The sequence below is a fragment of the Streptomyces sp. NPDC044061 genome (assembly GCF_056434305.1).
The window spans coordinates 211922-226403 of the sequence record NZ_JBWKFL010000001.1 but is presented as its reverse complement, the minus strand read 5'-3'; the positions used below and the strand labels follow the sequence as shown (position 1 = coordinate 226403).

Annotated in this window: 11 protein-coding genes and 1 pseudogene; 9 read left to right on the top strand and 3 right to left on the bottom strand. The window is 74.0% G+C overall.

The genetic code is table 11. The features are described from left to right. The 4 genes and pseudogenes from AC07CM_RS01005 to AC07CM_RS00990 all read left to right on the top strand — a co-directional run. A pseudogene (locus AC07CM_RS01005) lies at window positions 1-347 on the top strand (FHA domain-containing protein); the annotation flags it as partial. Window positions 348-355: 8 nt separating this feature from the next. Beyond that, complete coding sequence (locus AC07CM_RS01000) at window positions 356-2113, top strand: PqqD family peptide modification chaperone (protein ID WP_478874177.1); 1758 nt, start codon at window positions 356-358, stop codon at window positions 2111-2113. After that, window positions 2110-3663 (top strand): serine/threonine-protein kinase, encoded by a 1554-nt coding sequence (locus AC07CM_RS00995; RefSeq protein WP_478874176.1) that lies wholly within the window; start codon window positions 2110-2112, stop codon window positions 3661-3663. The genes AC07CM_RS01000 and AC07CM_RS00995 overlap by 4 nt, the downstream gene beginning before the upstream one ends. A gap of 52 nt (window positions 3664-3715) precedes the next feature. Then, window positions 3716-5728: a protein kinase family protein gene (locus AC07CM_RS00990; protein WP_478874175.1), complete on the top strand. Its 2013-nt coding sequence runs from the start codon at window positions 3716-3718 to the stop codon at window positions 5726-5728. On the opposite strand, the gene AC07CM_RS00985 is transcribed toward AC07CM_RS00990, so the two are convergent. Further along, a complete protein-coding gene (locus AC07CM_RS00985) occupies window positions 5709-6920 on the bottom strand; it encodes an MFS transporter (protein ID WP_478874174.1) in 1212 nt (403 codons plus the stop codon). The genes AC07CM_RS00990 and AC07CM_RS00985 overlap by 20 nt on opposite strands. Window positions 6921-7029: 109 nt before the next feature. Between AC07CM_RS00985 and AC07CM_RS00980 the strand changes: the two genes are divergently transcribed. Together AC07CM_RS00980 and AC07CM_RS00975 are read left to right on the top strand one after the other, a co-directional pair. Further along, window positions 7030-8517, top strand: a complete 1488-nt coding sequence (locus AC07CM_RS00980) for an AlkA N-terminal domain-containing protein (protein WP_478874173.1) — start codon at window positions 7030-7032, stop codon at window positions 8515-8517. A gap of 11 nt (window positions 8518-8528) precedes the next feature. Next, entirely contained in the window at window positions 8529-9011 is a 483-nt protein-coding gene (locus AC07CM_RS00975; RefSeq protein ID WP_478874172.1) for a methylated-DNA--[protein]-cysteine S-methyltransferase, read from the top strand. A gap of 191 nt (window positions 9012-9202) precedes the next feature. Here AC07CM_RS00975 and AC07CM_RS00970 read toward each other — a convergent pair whose 3' ends face one another. Next, entirely contained in the window at window positions 9203-9949 is a 747-nt protein-coding gene (locus AC07CM_RS00970; protein WP_478874171.1) for an SIR2 family NAD-dependent protein deacylase, read from the bottom strand. A gap of 333 nt (window positions 9950-10282) precedes the next feature. Further along, window positions 10283-10744 (bottom strand): MarR family winged helix-turn-helix transcriptional regulator, encoded by a 462-nt coding sequence (locus AC07CM_RS00965; RefSeq protein WP_478874170.1) that lies wholly within the window; start codon window positions 10742-10744, stop codon window positions 10283-10285. Between the two features lie 136 nt (window positions 10745-10880). Here AC07CM_RS00965 and gap point away from each other — a divergent pair, with 136 nt between their 5' ends. From gap to AC07CM_RS00950, 3 genes are all read left to right on the top strand, one after another. Next, a complete protein-coding gene (gap, locus tag AC07CM_RS00960) occupies window positions 10881-11885 on the top strand; it encodes a type I glyceraldehyde-3-phosphate dehydrogenase (protein WP_478874169.1) in 1005 nt (334 codons plus the stop codon). 219 nt (window positions 11886-12104) lie between these two features. Beyond that, entirely contained in the window at window positions 12105-12959 is an 855-nt protein-coding gene (gene ptlH, locus AC07CM_RS00955) for a 1-deoxypentalenic acid 11-beta-hydroxylase (RefSeq protein WP_478874168.1), read from the top strand. Beyond that, the gene (locus tag AC07CM_RS00950) at window positions 12960-14405 is read left to right on the top strand and encodes an MFS transporter (RefSeq protein ID WP_478874167.1); all 1446 of its coding nucleotides are present in this window, start codon (window positions 12960-12962) and stop codon (window positions 14403-14405) included. Window positions 14406-14482: the final 77 nt, after the last annotated feature.

The window sequence follows — 14482 nt, the reverse complement described above, 5'->3', positions numbered from 1 at the left end:
CGAGCAATCGTCCGAGCGGTGGTGGTGGCCACGGTGGTGGTGAGGGTGGCGGCGGCGGTGAGGGCGGCGGCGATCCGGAGAACGGCAATCGTCCGAGCGGTGGTGGTGGCCACGGTGGTGGTGAGGGTGGCGGCGGCGGTGAGGGCGGCGGCGATCCGGAGAACGGCAACCGTCCCAGTGGCGGTGGCGGCCGCGAAGGCACCCTCGGCCGTGCCGGGACGACCGTGCGCGGCGGCATCGACCTGCCCGGCACCGGCGACATCGCCACCCACCTGTCGCCCTCCGCACCCGACGCGGACGGCGGCTTCAACGGCGGTACGTTCCTCAGCGGTTCCGGCGGGGGCTGAGCCACCGCATGCTCTGCCATGTCTGCCGCGTCCATGTGCGGCGCGACTTCCCGTACTGCCTGCACTGCGGCACCCCGCGCCGGGGTGCCGCCCCGACGGCGTACGCCGCGCCCCAGCTGCGCGGCCTCGACGACCCCACCCTGCTCGTCCCGCTGACCGGGCCGGTCACCACGCTGGGCCGGGGCGAGGACAACGACGTCGTCCTGTCCGACGGCAGCGTCTCACGCCGCCACGCCCGCGTCGTCCGCACCGGTGAGGGCTTCCGGATCGAGGACCTGGACTCCTTCAACGGCACCGCCGTCGGCGGCGTCGACCTGCACGGCGGCGCGGCCGGGCTGGCCGACGGCACCGAGCTGTCCGTCGGCGACGTACGCCTGGTGTTCGAGCAGCCCCGCGACACCCGGATCGGCTCCCGCACGATGGTCGTCGGCACCCAGCTGACCCAACTGCCCACCGCCGGACAGGAGGAGGCGCCGGAGGCGAACGGCCCGCTCACCGCGCGCCCCCGCCGGCGTTCCGGCTGGGCCCTCAAGCAGGTCCCCACGGAACGCGGCGCCCCCCGCTGGGTGCTCAGCAGCACCCGCACCGGGCGCTATCTGGAACTGGACGAGCGTCAGGTCTTCCTGTGGCAAGCCGTCGACGGCGAGAACACCGTACGGGACCTGCTGTTCGCCTATGCCGAGCGCTACGGCGAACTCGCCCTGCCCCGCATCGAGTCCGCCCTGGCCGCGTTCGCGGACGCCGGGCTGCTGCGCGGTCTGCCAGGCCGGCCCGGTGAGGAGCGGCCCGCGGGCTGGCGCGGCGCGGCGCGCGCGGTGTACCGGGCGCTGCTGAAACTGGAGGTGTCCGTACCCGGCCTCGACCGGCTGGTGAGCCGGCTCTACCAGGCCTTCGGCTGGCGGCTGTTCACCCGTACCGGTGTCCTGCTCGCCTGGCTGTCGGTGGCCGGCGGCCTCGTCGCGTTCTTCGCCGCCCAGGGCCACCACCACCTGCTGGACTTCGGCGGGGCGGGCGCCTGGGGCCCGGTGCTGCTGGCCGCCGGATACGTCACCGCCCTGCTCGTCCACGAACTGACGCACGCGCTCGCCGTGAAGTCGTACGGCCGCAAGGTCAGGCGCGGCGGGTTCCTGCTGATGATGGGCATGCCGTTCGCGTTCGTGGACACCAGCGACATGTGGTTCGGCACCCGCTGGTCCCGGGTCGTGGTGGCGCTGTCCGGGCCGCTGTCCACGGCGGCGCTGGCCGGCTGGTGCGCCACGGGCGCGGCCCTGCTGCCCGCCGGACCCGCCCCGGCCGTCCTCTACCACCTGGCCTTCGGCCTTTACCTGAACACCCTCTACAACTTCAACCCCCTGATGCCGCTGGACGGTTACCAGGCGCTGACCGACGCGCTGCGGGTGCCCCGGCTGCGCGAGGAGGCGAGCGCCTACTTCCGTACCGGCCTTTGGCGCGATCTGCGCGCGGGGCAGCGGCCAGGCCCGCGCCAGGCGGGTATGGCCGCCTACGGGCTCGCGGTCGTCGTGGGCGCCTACGGCTTCCTGGCCCTGGCCCTGCTGGCCTGGCGCTCCCGGATCGGCGACCTGCTGGAGGGCCGGCTGGCCGAGCCGTGGACCACGGTGATCGAGGCGGCGGTCGTGGCCCTGGTCGCGTTCCCGGTGTGGGCCGCGCCCATGCGCCGGCTGCTGCGCCGCGTACGGCGCCGGCGGGACGCGAAGGACCTGCCGCCGGGCTCCGCGATCACCGCGCCCGTGGAGGGGACGGCATGACCGACGAGGCCGGCTGGGTCGTACCCGGCTACCAGAGCGTCCGCACGCTCGGCGAGGGAGCCGGGGGCCGGGTCGTCCTCGCCCGGCACACCGAGACCGGCGTGCCCGTCGCGATCAAGTACCTGAGCGAACGCCTGCGCGCGGACCGGGAGTTCCTGGCCCGGTTCCGCGCCGAGGCCCGGCTGCTCGGCGAGCTGCGGCACCCCTGCGTGGTGCGGCTGTACGAGTACGTCGAGGCGCGTGCCGGCGCCGCGATCGTGATGGAGGCGGTGGACGGCGTCAGCCTGCGCCACCTGCTGCGCCGGCACGGGACGACCGGCCCCGAGGCCGCGCTCGTCCTGCTCAAGGGCTCCCTGCTCGGCCTGGGCGCGGCCCACGCGGCCGGGGTGGTGCACCGCGACTACAAGCCGGAGAACGTCCTGGTCCGCGCCGACGGCACCAGCGCGCTCGCCGACTTCGGCATCGCCGTGCGCAGCGGCCGGGAGACCGAGGCCGCGGGCACGCCCGCCTACATGGCGCCGGAGCAGTGGGACGGCGAGGCCGCCGGTCCGGCCGCCGACGTCTACGCGGCCTCCGTCGTGTTCTTCGAGTGCCTGACCGGACGGCGGCCCTTCGCCGCCGACGACATGACCGCGCTGCGCCTGCAGCACCTGCGCGCACCGGCCCCGCTGGACGACGTGCCCGCGCCGGTGCGCGGGCTGCTGCGCGCGGGACTGGCGAAGGACCCGGCGGACCGGCCGGGTGTCGAGGCGTTCCTCGCCGACCTGGAACGGTCCGCCACCGAGGCCTACGGCGCGGGCTGGGAGGAGCGCGGCCGCCGTCGGCTGACCGAACTCGCCGCTCTGCTCGCCCTGTTGTTCCCGTTCACGACGACCGCGACGCTCGAGGGTTCGGCCCGAGCGCTCACCCTGCTGGGCCGGCTGCGACGGGGCGGATGGAAGGTGGCGACCGGGGGCGTGGCCGCGCTGGTGGTCGTCGCGGGTGGAGCGACCTACGCGTCGGGCCGGCCGCACGACACGTCGACGACGGTGGCGAGCTCGACCCCCTCACCGCTCGACTCGCCGACTGCGAGCGGCCCTTCACCCTCCGCTTCCAGCTCACCGACCGGCGCACCGCCCACGACGGACGCCTCGCCTTCCGACTCCCCGTCGGACAGTCCGTCCTCCTCGCCCACGCCGTCCACGGAGACGACCGCACCGGCCGAGCCGCCGGCCACCGCCTCCCCGGGCGCGGCCACCCCCGGCACGGTCACCGTCACGATCGGCTCCTGGGAGCGCGGGCAGAAGCCGGGCACGCTGGTCGCGGCGGTGACGGTCGAGACGACGGGCACCGGACCGCTGACCGTCACCGCGGACTACTACGTCGACACGCCCGCCGATCCGTACGGCTCGCAGTCCCAGCCGCTGTCCGGGAGCACTCGTTACGACCTGACCTTCGAGGCCGACTTCTCCAACCATCCGTGCCGGGGGAGCTGGGACGTCACGCTCAGCAGCGATCCGGCGGCGGCGAACGGCCCCCAGACGGCGTCCCTGGACGCACCGCCGTGCTGACACGGCCGGCACCGCTGACACCGCTGACACCGCACCACGAGAACGGATCGAGATGACGACAGCCACCACAGTGGCCGGCCGGCCCCTGTCCGGCTGGTCACGGGACGCACGCCACGGCACCTGGTACGCCCTGCTCCCCGCCCGGTCCGGCGAGCACACCCTCGGCGCGCTGCGCGTCGACCGCGCCCTGCTCGCGCCCGAGGGCACCCGCGAGCGCCTGGCCGCCGTCGTACTCGCCACGGCGAGGCTCCGGCTGCCGGGACTGCTCGGCACGGTCGACCTCGTGGCCGAGGGCGGCGAGGTCTGGCTGCTCGCGGCCCGGCCCCCGGCCCCCGCGCTCGTGGACGTCCTGTCCGCCGACGGCCCACGCCCGGACGCGGGCAGCGCGGCCAGCGTCCTCAACGAGACCGTCCAGACCCTCCTCGCCCTGCACGCGGCAGGCCTGAGCCACGGCTCCCTCGGCCCGGACACGGTCCTCCTCGCCCCGGACGGGATCGCCCTGCTGACCGAGGCGGGTCTGGGCACGGTGCTGGGCGACGCGGCGGCCGTACCGGCGTCGGACGGCCCGCCGCGGGCCGAGGGTCAGGCCGCCGACACCGCCGCCTGGGCCGCCCTGGCCCGCACGCTCGGCACCGCCTGGGCGCGGCCCGGAACCCCCGCCGCGGACCTGTTGGCCCGCTGCTCGGCGACCGCCGAGTCGGAGGGCCTGGCGGCGGCCCGGGCCGCGCTGGTGGCCGGGCGCGCGGCCCTCCCGGCCGACTTCCTGCACCGCACACCCCTCCGCGCGGCCACAGCCGCCGCGACCCCTCGGCTCGCCCCTCCGCCAAAGGCCCCGGCATCTCCCGCCGAGGCGGCCCCGGGCGTCCCGGAGAGCGCCCACCCGCCCAAGACGCCAACAGCGCCGGGTGCGGTGGCCCAGGACTCCCCGGCCCACTTGCCGAAGGCTTCGGCGGCCTCGGCCGTGGCGGCCCCCAATGTCATGGAGGGTGCCCATCCGCCCAAGGCACCGACAGCCCCGGCCGTAGCGCCTCCTGACCCTCCGGCCTTCCCGCCGAAGCCTTCGGCGCCGTCGGTCGTGGCGGCCCCGGACGTTCGGGAGGGGGCCCGACCCCCCAAGGCACCGACAGCCCCGGCCGTAGCGCCTCCTGACCCTCCGGTCCACCCGCCGAAGGCCCCGGCACCCTCCGCCGCAGCGGCCGCCCATGCCCCGGCGGTGGCCCCGCCGCCGAGGGCGCCGGAGCCGTCCGCCCCGATGGGCCCCGAAAGCCCCGTTCCGGCGGCGGACCGGCACCCGGCACCGACCGTGGCCCACTCCGCCCCTGAAAGCCCCGTTCCAGCGGCGGATCGGCACCCGGCACCGACCGTGACCGACGCTGCGCGCGAGGGCGTCCCCGGAAGCCCCGCGCCCGCCCGTCCCCCCGCGTCCCACCCGTCGGCCGCGGCCGAGCAGCTCACCACCGCCGGCCGCGCCCACCGTCCCGCCGACCGGGACACCCAGGCCACCGTCCTCGGCAGGCGCAACCGCGTCGCCTCGCCTCCGGGGGCCGTAGCGGCCGGGGAGGACTCGGGCGAGATCCTGCTGCGTTTCGGGCCCGGGATTCCCGTCGAGGAGCACGACGACCTGCGCGCCCGTTGGCAGACAGCGGCAGCCGGGCCCCGGCGCCCCCGCCGCGGACGCCGGGGCTGGATCGCCGGCACCGCCGTCCTGGCGATCGCCGCCGTCCTGCTCTGGCTGCTGCTGCGCCCGGACCCCGCGCCGATGGTCCTCGCCGTGCGGGTCCAGGCCCCCGCGGGGCCGTTGCACTGCGGTCAGACGGCCGACCTGGTCGGTGTCGTCACCACCGACGGGCGCGGCGGCCCGGTCACGTACCGGTGGCTGCGGGCGGACGGCCAGGACTCGGGCGAGCTGGTCCGCACCGCCCACCGAGGCGAGCGCCGAGTACGGGTGCACCTGCGCTGGACGGTTCGCGGCCCGGGACGCTTCCGGGGGACCGCCCGCCTCAGGCTCGCGCACCAGCGGACCCCGATGGAGGCGAAGGGGAGCTTCACCTACGCCTGTTCCTGAGGGCCGTGACCGCCGCGACGGCCGGCCCCACCGCCAGCAGCGCCGCCAGTACGCCGTACCCGTACGTCAGGGTCGCCGCCGAAGCCACCGCCGCGACCACCAACGGCCCGCCCGCGTCGCCCAGTTCGCGGCCCAGTTCCGCCGAGCCCATGGTCTGGCCGAGGCGCTCCGCGGGCGTGGCCGAGGCCAGGGCCGCGAAGCCCAACGGGGTGATCAGGCCGGTGCCGGTGCCGATCAGTGTCGCGGCGAGGAGGACGCCGGTGAGACCGGGCAGCGTCGCGGCGGCCAGCCCCGCCGCCGCGAGCAGCAGACCGCAGGTGAGACCGGTGCGGATGCCGAGGCGTCCGGCATCCAGGGCCCGCCCGGCGCGCGGCTGGACGACCGTTCCGCAGGCGGCGAGGACGGACACCGCCGCGCCCGTCGCGACCGTGCCCAGACCCGCCGCCGCCCCCGACACGGGAAGGAACCCCACCCCGGCCGACAGGGCGGCCGTCGCCCCCGCGAGCGCGGCCGTCGGCACCAGGAAGGCCCGGTCGGCCAGCCGCCGCCCGAGGTCCAGCAGGGTCTGCCGGCGCCGGGGGAGCGGCGGCACCCGCGGTACGGCGACGGCCGCCCAGCCGGCCACCACGGCGGCCAGCACCGCCAGCACCGCGAACAGCAGCCGCAGCCCATCGGCCCACACCAGCAGCCCGCCGAGCAGCGGGCCGAGCGTGTAGCCGAGGGACTTGTGGAAGCCGTAGCTCCCGAACGCCCGCCCGTGCCGTGTCCCCGGGTTGAGGCGGGCGACGAGCGCGGAGGCGGCGGGGGAGAACGCCGAGGCCGCCGCCCCCTGGCCGAGGCGGGCCGCCCACAGCCGGCCGGGTCCGCCCCAGGCGGCGTACAGCGCGGACGCGACGGCGAACGCGGCCAGCCCGCCCAGCAGGACCGGGCGCGCCCCCACCCGGTCGGCCAGCGTCCCGAACACCGGCTTCAGCAGTACTTCGGCGCCGTCGTAGAGCGCGAGCAGGCCGCCCAGGGCCAGCAGCGAGGTGACCGCGTCGGCGGAATGCGCCCCGAGGCTCGCGGCGACTCCGTGCGCGCCGAAGGCGGTGGTGAACCCGGCGGCGTACAGCGGCCACATCCGCGCCCGGGAGCCGCCTTCCGGGCGCGCGCCGGCGCCGTCGGTCGTGGGGGTGGCGGCTCGGTGGCCCATGGCGGCATCGTAGCCAGGACCCGGGAGGCGCCGGCGGTCCCCGGTCACGCCCAGGTACATGTCGGATTCTCGCCAGCGGTCGGTTCGCGCGATGGCCGATCCTGGACTCATGCAGACAGGGATGCACCTCGACCGGGAGCACTGCGTACGCGCCGTGCAGTCCAAGGACGCGCGGTTCGACGGGTGGTTCTTCACGGCCGTCCTGACGACCCGCATCTACTGCCGTCCCAGTTGCCCGGTCGTTCCGCCCAAGGCGCAGAACATGACCTTCTACCCGAGCGCCGCCGCCTGCCAGCAGGCGGGGTTCCGGGCCTGCAAGCGCTGCCGCCCCGACACCAGCCCCGGCTCCCCGGAGTGGAACCAGCGGGCCGACCTGGTGGCCCGCGCCATGCGGCTGATCGCCGACGGCGTCGTGGACCGCGAGGGCGTGCCGGGGCTCGCCGCCCGGCTCGGCTACAGCACCCGGCAGGTGGAGCGGCAGCTGCTCGCCGAGCTGGGCGCCGGACCGCTCGCGCTGGCCCGCGCCCAGCGCGCCCAGACCGCGCGGCTGCTCGTGGAGACGACCGCGCTGCCCATGGCGGAGATCGCCTTCGCGGCCGGCTTCTCCTCCATCCGCACCTTCAACGACACCGTCCGCGAGGTCTTCGCCCTGTCCCCGAGCGAGCTGCGGGCCCGGGTGCCGAAGAACCGTGCCGCGGGCGCGGGCACCCCGGGGACCCTCGCCCTGCGGCTGCCGTTCCGCGCCCCGCTCAACCCCGACAACCTCTTCGGCCACCTCGCCGCCACAGCCGTACCGGGCGTCGAGGAGTGGCGGGACGGCGCCTACCGGCGCACGCTGCGCCTGCCGTACGGCCACGGGATCGTCTCCCTCGCCCCTCGCCCCGACCACGTCGCCTGCCGCCTGACCCTCAGCGACCTGCGCGACCTGACCGTGGCGATCAGCCGCTGCCGGCGCCTGCTCGACCTGGACGCCGACCCGGTCGCCGTGGACGACCGGCTGCGCGCGGACCCGGTGCTCGCGCCGCTGGTGGACCGGGCGCCGGGCCGCCGGGTGCCGCGCACGGTCGACGAGGCCGAGTTCGCCGTCCGGGCCGTGCTCGGGCAGCAGGTCTCCACGGCCGCCGCCCGTACCCACGCTGCCCGGCTGGTCGTCGCCCACGGCAAGCCCCTGGACGACCCCGAGGGCGGACTCACCCATCTGTTCCCGTCACCCGAGGCCCTGGCCGCCGTGGATCCCGAGACCCTGGCCATGCCCCGCACCCGGCGCACCACCTTCACCACCCTGGTCCGCCAACTGGCCGACGGCGTCCTTCACCTGGGTGTCGAGTCGGACTGGGCGGAAGCCCGCGCCCGGCTGCTCGACCTGCCCGGCTTCGGGCCCTGGACGGTCGATGTCATCGCCATGCGCGCCCTGGGCGACCCCGACGCCTTCCTCCCCACCGACCTGGGAATCCGGCGTGCCGCCCAGGAGCTGGGCCTGCCCGGCACCCCGGCCGCGCTCACCGCCCGCGCCGAGGCATGGCGCCCCTGGCGCGCGTACGCGGTGCAGTACCTGTGGGCGACCGACAGCCACCCGATCAACTTCCTTCCCGTGTGAGGACCTTCTCGATGAAGCAGCACACCGTCATCGACAGCCCCTACGGCCCGCTCACCCTCGTCGCCGACGACGGGGTGCTGTGCGGCCTCTACATGACCGACCAGCGCCACCGCCCGTCGGAGGAGACCTTCGGCAGCCCCGACGACGCCCCCTTCGCCGAGGCCGAGGACCAGCTGTCGGCCTACTTCGCGGGCGAGCTGAAGGAGTTCAGCCTGGAACTCCGCCTGCACGGGACGCCGTTCCAGCGCGGCGTCTGGGACCAGCTGACCCGCATCCCGTACGGCGAGACCCGCTCCTACGGCGAACTCGCCGACGCCCTGGGCAACCCCAAGGCGTCCCGGGCGGTCGGCCTCGCCAATGGCAGGAACCCGATCGGCATCATCGTGCCCTGCCACCGCGTGATCGGCGCGGGCGGCGGCCTCACCGGCTACGGCGGCGGCCTGGACCGCAAGCGCCGCCTACTGGACTTCGAACGGGGCACGGCCCTCTTCTAGGCCCGTTTGGTTGTTCAACCCGACATCGCCCAGCGCACCCCGGCCACAACTCCCAACAGGACAGCCGGGATCACCCAGCCCGCCCCCATGACTGCAGCACAAAGCGGCGACAAGGGTGAGCAGGGTGAGTGGTACGGCGAGCACCAGGCGCAGGCAACGGCGGTCGTCGTCAGGGTGGTAGGGGCCGCTCATCACCGGTTCTGGTCGTCGCCCCGCTCGCTCAGTCCGCGCAGCAGCTCGGGCAGTGCGGTGCCGATCGGTTCCCGGATCACCTCGTCGGCGATCTCGTCGTACGGGGTGGGCTCGGCGTTGACGATGACGAGCCGTGCGCCGTGGTCGGCGGCGATGCCGGCGAGGCCGGCGGCGGGTTGTACCTGGAGGCTGGTGCCGACGGCGATGAAGAGCCGGCAGGCCTTGGTGATGGCCACGGCCTCGCCGAGCACCATGGGGTCGAGCCGTTCGCCGAACATCACCGTGGCGGACTTGAGGATGCCGCCGCACTCCAGGCACGGCGGATCGTCCTCGCCGGCGCCGACCCTGGCGAGGGCGTCCTCCATGGAGCCGCGCGCGTGACAGTTCGTGCAGACGACGCCGCGCGCGGTGCCGTGCAGTTCGAGCACCTTGCGGGCGGGCATGCCGGCGAGCTGGTGCAGGCCGTCGACGTTCTGCGTGATGACCCGCACGGGCACCCCGGACCGTTCCAGCTCGGCCACGGCCAGATGCCCGGCGTTCGGCTCGGCCCGAAGTGTCCGGTTCTCGCGCCGCATCCGCCACGAGCGCCTGCGGATCTCCGGGTCGCCCATGTAGTAGTCGTACGTCACGAGCTTCTCGGCCTCGGGGTCCTGCCGCCAGAGACCCTTCGGGCCGCGGTAGTCGGGGATCCCGGAATCGGTCGAGATACCCGCACCACTGAGAATCGCGACGAGAGGCCTGTTCATGGGCCGAGCGTAGGCCGCCTGCCCGCTCGGGGCGAGCCGATATCCCGCGCGCGCCCGCACCGCCGCGGGGACCGTCCCGCTTCGGATTTCTCGCACTGTTCATCAGGAGAACGGGACGGGGCGTCGGGGTGTGGCGCGATTCTTGCGAACAGTGGAGCGGAACGGTGTCGGGGTGGGGGACCCGGATGCCGGCGTCCGGCCACGGCCGAGGTGAGCCGCCACGTCCGGACGGTGGTCCGGCGTGCGACGGGGTCTGCCGCCAGGGGCGAGTGCCCGACGTGGCGGAGTCGTCCAAGTGTCGCTGCGCTCAGGGGATTCGGTACGTGTACGCGTCTACTGGCGTGCCCGCATGCCGAGTTCGGCCAGTCGGGCGAGGACGGGCAGGGCCGAGGCGATGGTCTGCCGTTCCTCTGCCGTCAACTCACCCATAAGCGGCGCGAGATGGCGCGACCGGTCCTCGTGCCGAGCCTGCCCGATCTTCTGGCCGGCCTCGGTGATGTGCACGAGGACGGCGCGGCCGTCGGTCGGATCGGGGCGGCGTTCGACGAGTCCGTCCCGTTCGAGCCTGGTCACCAGCTGGGTGATGCCCGGCTGGCTCATCTGCTCCGTCCGGACCAGGTCGGTCAGTCGCGTGGGGCCGCGGAAGGCCAGGGTGTCCAGCACCGACAGCGTCGTGAACGACAGCTTCTGCACGGAGGCGAGCCGGATGTAGAAGCGGTTGAAGTTCTCGATCGCCCGGGTGAGGTCATCGACGTCCAAGTCGGCTTCCTGGCTGAGGTTCTGAGGAGAGGTCACCCTGGAAATGTATCGCATGCTTATATAAGGTCGTGATGCACCACGTCCCCGCCCCGCGGTGATGTGTGGTCCGGCATCGCACCTCGGCGCAACGGCGCGTCAACCACCCCAGAAGCGCAAGGCGAGGGACACATCCATGACAGTGCGCATCGGCATCAACGGTTTTGGGCGCATCGGCCGCAACGTCTTCCGCGCCGTGGCCGCGCGTGGCTCTGAGCTGGAGATCGTCGCCGTCAACGACCTCGGTGACGTCGACACGATGGCCCACCTGCTGGCCTACGACTCGATCCTCGGCCGCTTCCCCGAGGAGATCGCCGCTGAGCCGGGTGCGATCCGCGTGGGCAGCCGGACGATCAAGGTGCTCGCCGAGCGCGACCCGGGCGCCCTGCCCTGGGGCGATCTCGGCGTGGACATCGTCATCGAGTCCACCGGTATCTTCACCGACGCGGCCCGGGCACGCGCCCATGTCGAGGGCGGTGCGAAGAAGGTCGTCATCGCGGCCCCGGCCAGCGGTGAGGACATCACGGTCGTGCTCGGTGTCAACGAGGACGCCTACGACCCGGAGCGCCACACGATCATCTCCAACGCCTCCTGCACCACGAACTGTCTCGCGGTGCTCGCCAAGGTCCTGCACGACAGCGTGGGCATCGAGGCGGGCATGATGACCACCGTCCACGCCTACACCCAGGACCAGAACCTCCAGGACGCCCCCCACAAGGACCTGCGCCGGGCGCGTGCGGCGGGTCTGAACATCGTGCCGACCTCCAGCGGGGCCGCCAAGGCCATCGGCCTGGTACTGCCGGAACTGGCCGGCCGGCTCGACGCGTTCGCCCTGCGCGTGCCGGTGCCCACGGGCTCGGTCACCGACCTGACGGTGACCCCGAGCCGGCGCACCTCCGTCGAGGAGGTGAGGGAGGCGTACGCGGCGGCCGCGGCCGGTGCCCACAAGGGCCTGCTGTCGTACAGCGAGGCGCCCCTCGTCAGCACCGACATCGTGGGCGACCCCGCCTCCTGCGTCTTCGACGCCGGGCTCACCCGCGTGACCGACGCTCAGGTCAAGGTCGTCGGCTGGTACGACAACGAATGGGGCTACTCCAACCGTCTCATCGACCTCGCCCTGCTGGTCGGCGCCACTCTCTGACGCGCCGTCCCGCCCGACTCCCTTCGCCCACCTCCGAGTTCGTCGGCCGTCCGCCCGAGGGCGCGGCCGGCGCTCCGAGCGCCGGTGGCCGAGCCCCCGAGCGCACCGGGGCCGTCACACGACGCCACCGCGGCCGTGGGCCTGCCCTCCTGCCGGGCGGGAGAGGTCGCACGCCCTTCGGACCATGTCACTCGGACCACGTCACAAGGACGGGAACCCATGACGTACGTGAACGGGGAATACACGGACTGCACGCCGCTGCTCGACGACCGGGAGGCCCTCGACGGCTTCTTCGAGGAGCACGGCTACCTGTATCTGCGCGGCGTCCTCGACCGCGACCTCGTACGGACCGCAGCGGAGCAGATGCTGGAGGGCCTGATCGCGCTGGGCGCGGCGGATCCGAAGGCGACGCTCGACGACGTCGCCATCGACTCCTTCGAGGAGGTCGACGAGGTGGCGATGCACAAGTACGTCAAGTACGACGACTTCTGGAACCACCCCTCGACGCTCGAGGTGTTCGAGCGGGTCTTCGGTGAGCCGGTCTTCGTGTTCCGTTCCACGACCATCCGCTACTACCCGTCGGCCACGGGCACCGAGAACCCGTCGTTCGCCCACCTGACGCCGTTCCACCAGGACGGCTTCTACATAGGCCCCAACAAGGACTTCCGCCCCGTGTGGATACCGCTCGTCGCGACCACCGGGGAGTCCGGCGGGGTCGCGCTGGCGGACGGCAGCCACCGGCGCGGCCCGCGCGAGCACGTCGTCCACGAGTCCTTCCGCAGGTTCGGCCACCCGGTGCGCGGCATACCCGCCGAGCTGATGGACGAGGACGAGACCCTGCTGCACTCCGCCATGGATCCGGGCGACGTCCTGTTCATGCACGCCTACACCTGCCACAAGTCGGTCCCCAACCTGTCTTCTCCGCCCCTGATGCGGATGTCGATGGACACCCGCGTCCAGCCGGCCGCGTCGGAGCGCGGCTTCAACGCGCTGACGCCGTGGACGGAATCGGCGAAGGACCCCGCCAAGGGAATCATGTCCAAGATCACCGGAACCCCCAGCTCGGTTGAATAGATGACTCATCGCGAAGCACCCCCCACCGGCGCCCCCGGAACCCAGGAGCCGCCACCGGAAGTCCCGAGGACGGCGGGCCTCTCCACGACCGGTCTGGTCGTGGTGCTCACCGGGTTTGCCCTGTCCATCGTCGACTTCTTCATCGTCAACGTGGCGCTCACCACGATCGGCCATGACCTGAACGGCAGCGAGACCGCACTTGAGCTGGTGGTGTCCGGCTACGGCATCGCCTACGCGCTCGGCCTGGTGCTCGGCGGGCGCCTGGGCGACGCCTACGGCAGACGCCGGCTCTTCGTGTGGGGCCTGATCGCCTTCACCCTCAGCTCGGCACTGTGCGGGGTGGCCCCGAGCGTCGCCTTCCTCATCGCGGCCCGGCTTCTGCAGGGCGCGGCCGCGGCCATGCTCGTACCGCAGGTGCTCGCGACGATCCAGGCGGCCACCGAGGGCCAGGCCCGCGCCCGCGCCATCAGCCTCTACGGCGCGACCGCGGGACTCGCCGCGGTGGCGGGCCAGATCCTCGGCGGACTGCTGGTCTCGCTGGACATCGCCGGGGTCGGCTGGCGTTCGGTGTTCCTGATCAACGTGCCGGTCGGGGCGGCCGCGCTGCTGGCCGTGCGGAACATGCCGGACACCAAGGCCGGGCGCAGGCCGGGCTTCGACCTGACCGGCACCCTGCTGTTCGGGGTGGCCCTGGTGTGTGTCCTGCTGGTGATCGTCGAGGGGCAGGCGCTGGGCTGGCCGCTGTGGCTGTGGGCGCTGCCCGTGGTCGCCGCCGCCGCGGTGGTGGCACTGGTCCGGGTCGAGCGGCGGCTGGAGGCCGAGGGCGGCTCGCCGCTGCTGCCTCCGTCTGTGCTGTCCCGGTCCGGGATGCGCCGGGGATTGCTCGCGATGGTTCCGTTCTCGATCGGGTTCGGCAGTTTCATGTTCGTCTACGCCCTGGTCGCCCAGGACGACTTCGGTCTCGGCGGCCTGGGTTCGGGAGCGGTGCTGTCCCCGTTCGCCTCCGCCTTCTTCGTGGTGGCGCTGTTCACCCCGAAGATCGCGGCGGCCCTCGGCCGGCGCATCGTGACCCTCGGGGCCGCCGTCCAGGGCGCAGGTCTGCTGCTGATGGCGCTGCTGATCGGGGTCACCTGGCCCGACGTCCCGGTCGTCCTGGTCCTGGCCGTGCTGGCGTTCACCGGCGTCGGGCAGGCGCTGATCGGACCCACCCTGTTCCGGATGATCCTCGCCGATGTCCCGCCGGCGCAGGCCGGCATGGGCAGCGGTGTGCTGGTCACCAGCCAGCAGACCGCCACCGCCCTGGGCGCGACCGTGGGCGGCACGATCTACCTCGCCCTCGGCGACTCGCTGGGCCACTCCTCGGCAGCGGTGATCGTCCTCGCCCTGCTGACGCTCTTCTCGGTGACGATCTTCGCCATCAGCCTGAAGCTGCCCGACCCCGTCTGAGCCACCGGCGGCCTCCGCCCAGCCCTCCCCCGGGCGGAGGCCGCCGGATCCCACACCGCACACCCCCCTTCCGGGCC

What these genes read in the sequence shown, in the direction of transcription:
- AC07CM_RS01000 (WP_478874177.1), top strand. Translation starts at nt 356, where the DNA reads ATGCTCTGCCATGTCTGCCGCGTCCATGTGCGGCGCGACTTCCCGTAC.
- AC07CM_RS00995 (WP_478874176.1), top strand. Translation starts at nt 2,110, where the DNA reads ATGACCGACGAGGCCGGCTGGGTCGTACCCGGCTACCAGAGCGTCCGC.
- AC07CM_RS00990 (WP_478874175.1), top strand. Translation starts at nt 3,716, where the DNA reads ATGACGACAGCCACCACAGTGGCCGGCCGGCCCCTGTCCGGCTGGTCA.
- AC07CM_RS00985 (WP_478874174.1), bottom strand. Translation starts at nt 6,920, where the DNA reads ATGGGCCACCGAGCCGCCACCCCCACGACCGACGGCGCCGGCGCGCGC.
- AC07CM_RS00980 (WP_478874173.1), top strand. Translation starts at nt 7,030, where the DNA reads ATGCAGACAGGGATGCACCTCGACCGGGAGCACTGCGTACGCGCCGTG.
- AC07CM_RS00975 (WP_478874172.1), top strand. Translation starts at nt 8,529, where the DNA reads ATGAAGCAGCACACCGTCATCGACAGCCCCTACGGCCCGCTCACCCTC.
- AC07CM_RS00970 (WP_478874171.1), bottom strand. Translation starts at nt 9,949, where the DNA reads ATGAACAGGCCTCTCGTCGCGATTCTCAGTGGTGCGGGTATCTCGACC.
- gap (WP_478874169.1), top strand. Translation starts at nt 10,881, where the DNA reads ATGACAGTGCGCATCGGCATCAACGGTTTTGGGCGCATCGGCCGCAAC.
- ptlH (WP_478874168.1), top strand. Translation starts at nt 12,105, where the DNA reads ATGACGTACGTGAACGGGGAATACACGGACTGCACGCCGCTGCTCGAC.
- AC07CM_RS00950 (WP_478874167.1), top strand. Translation starts at nt 12,960, where the DNA reads ATGACTCATCGCGAAGCACCCCCCACCGGCGCCCCCGGAACCCAGGAG.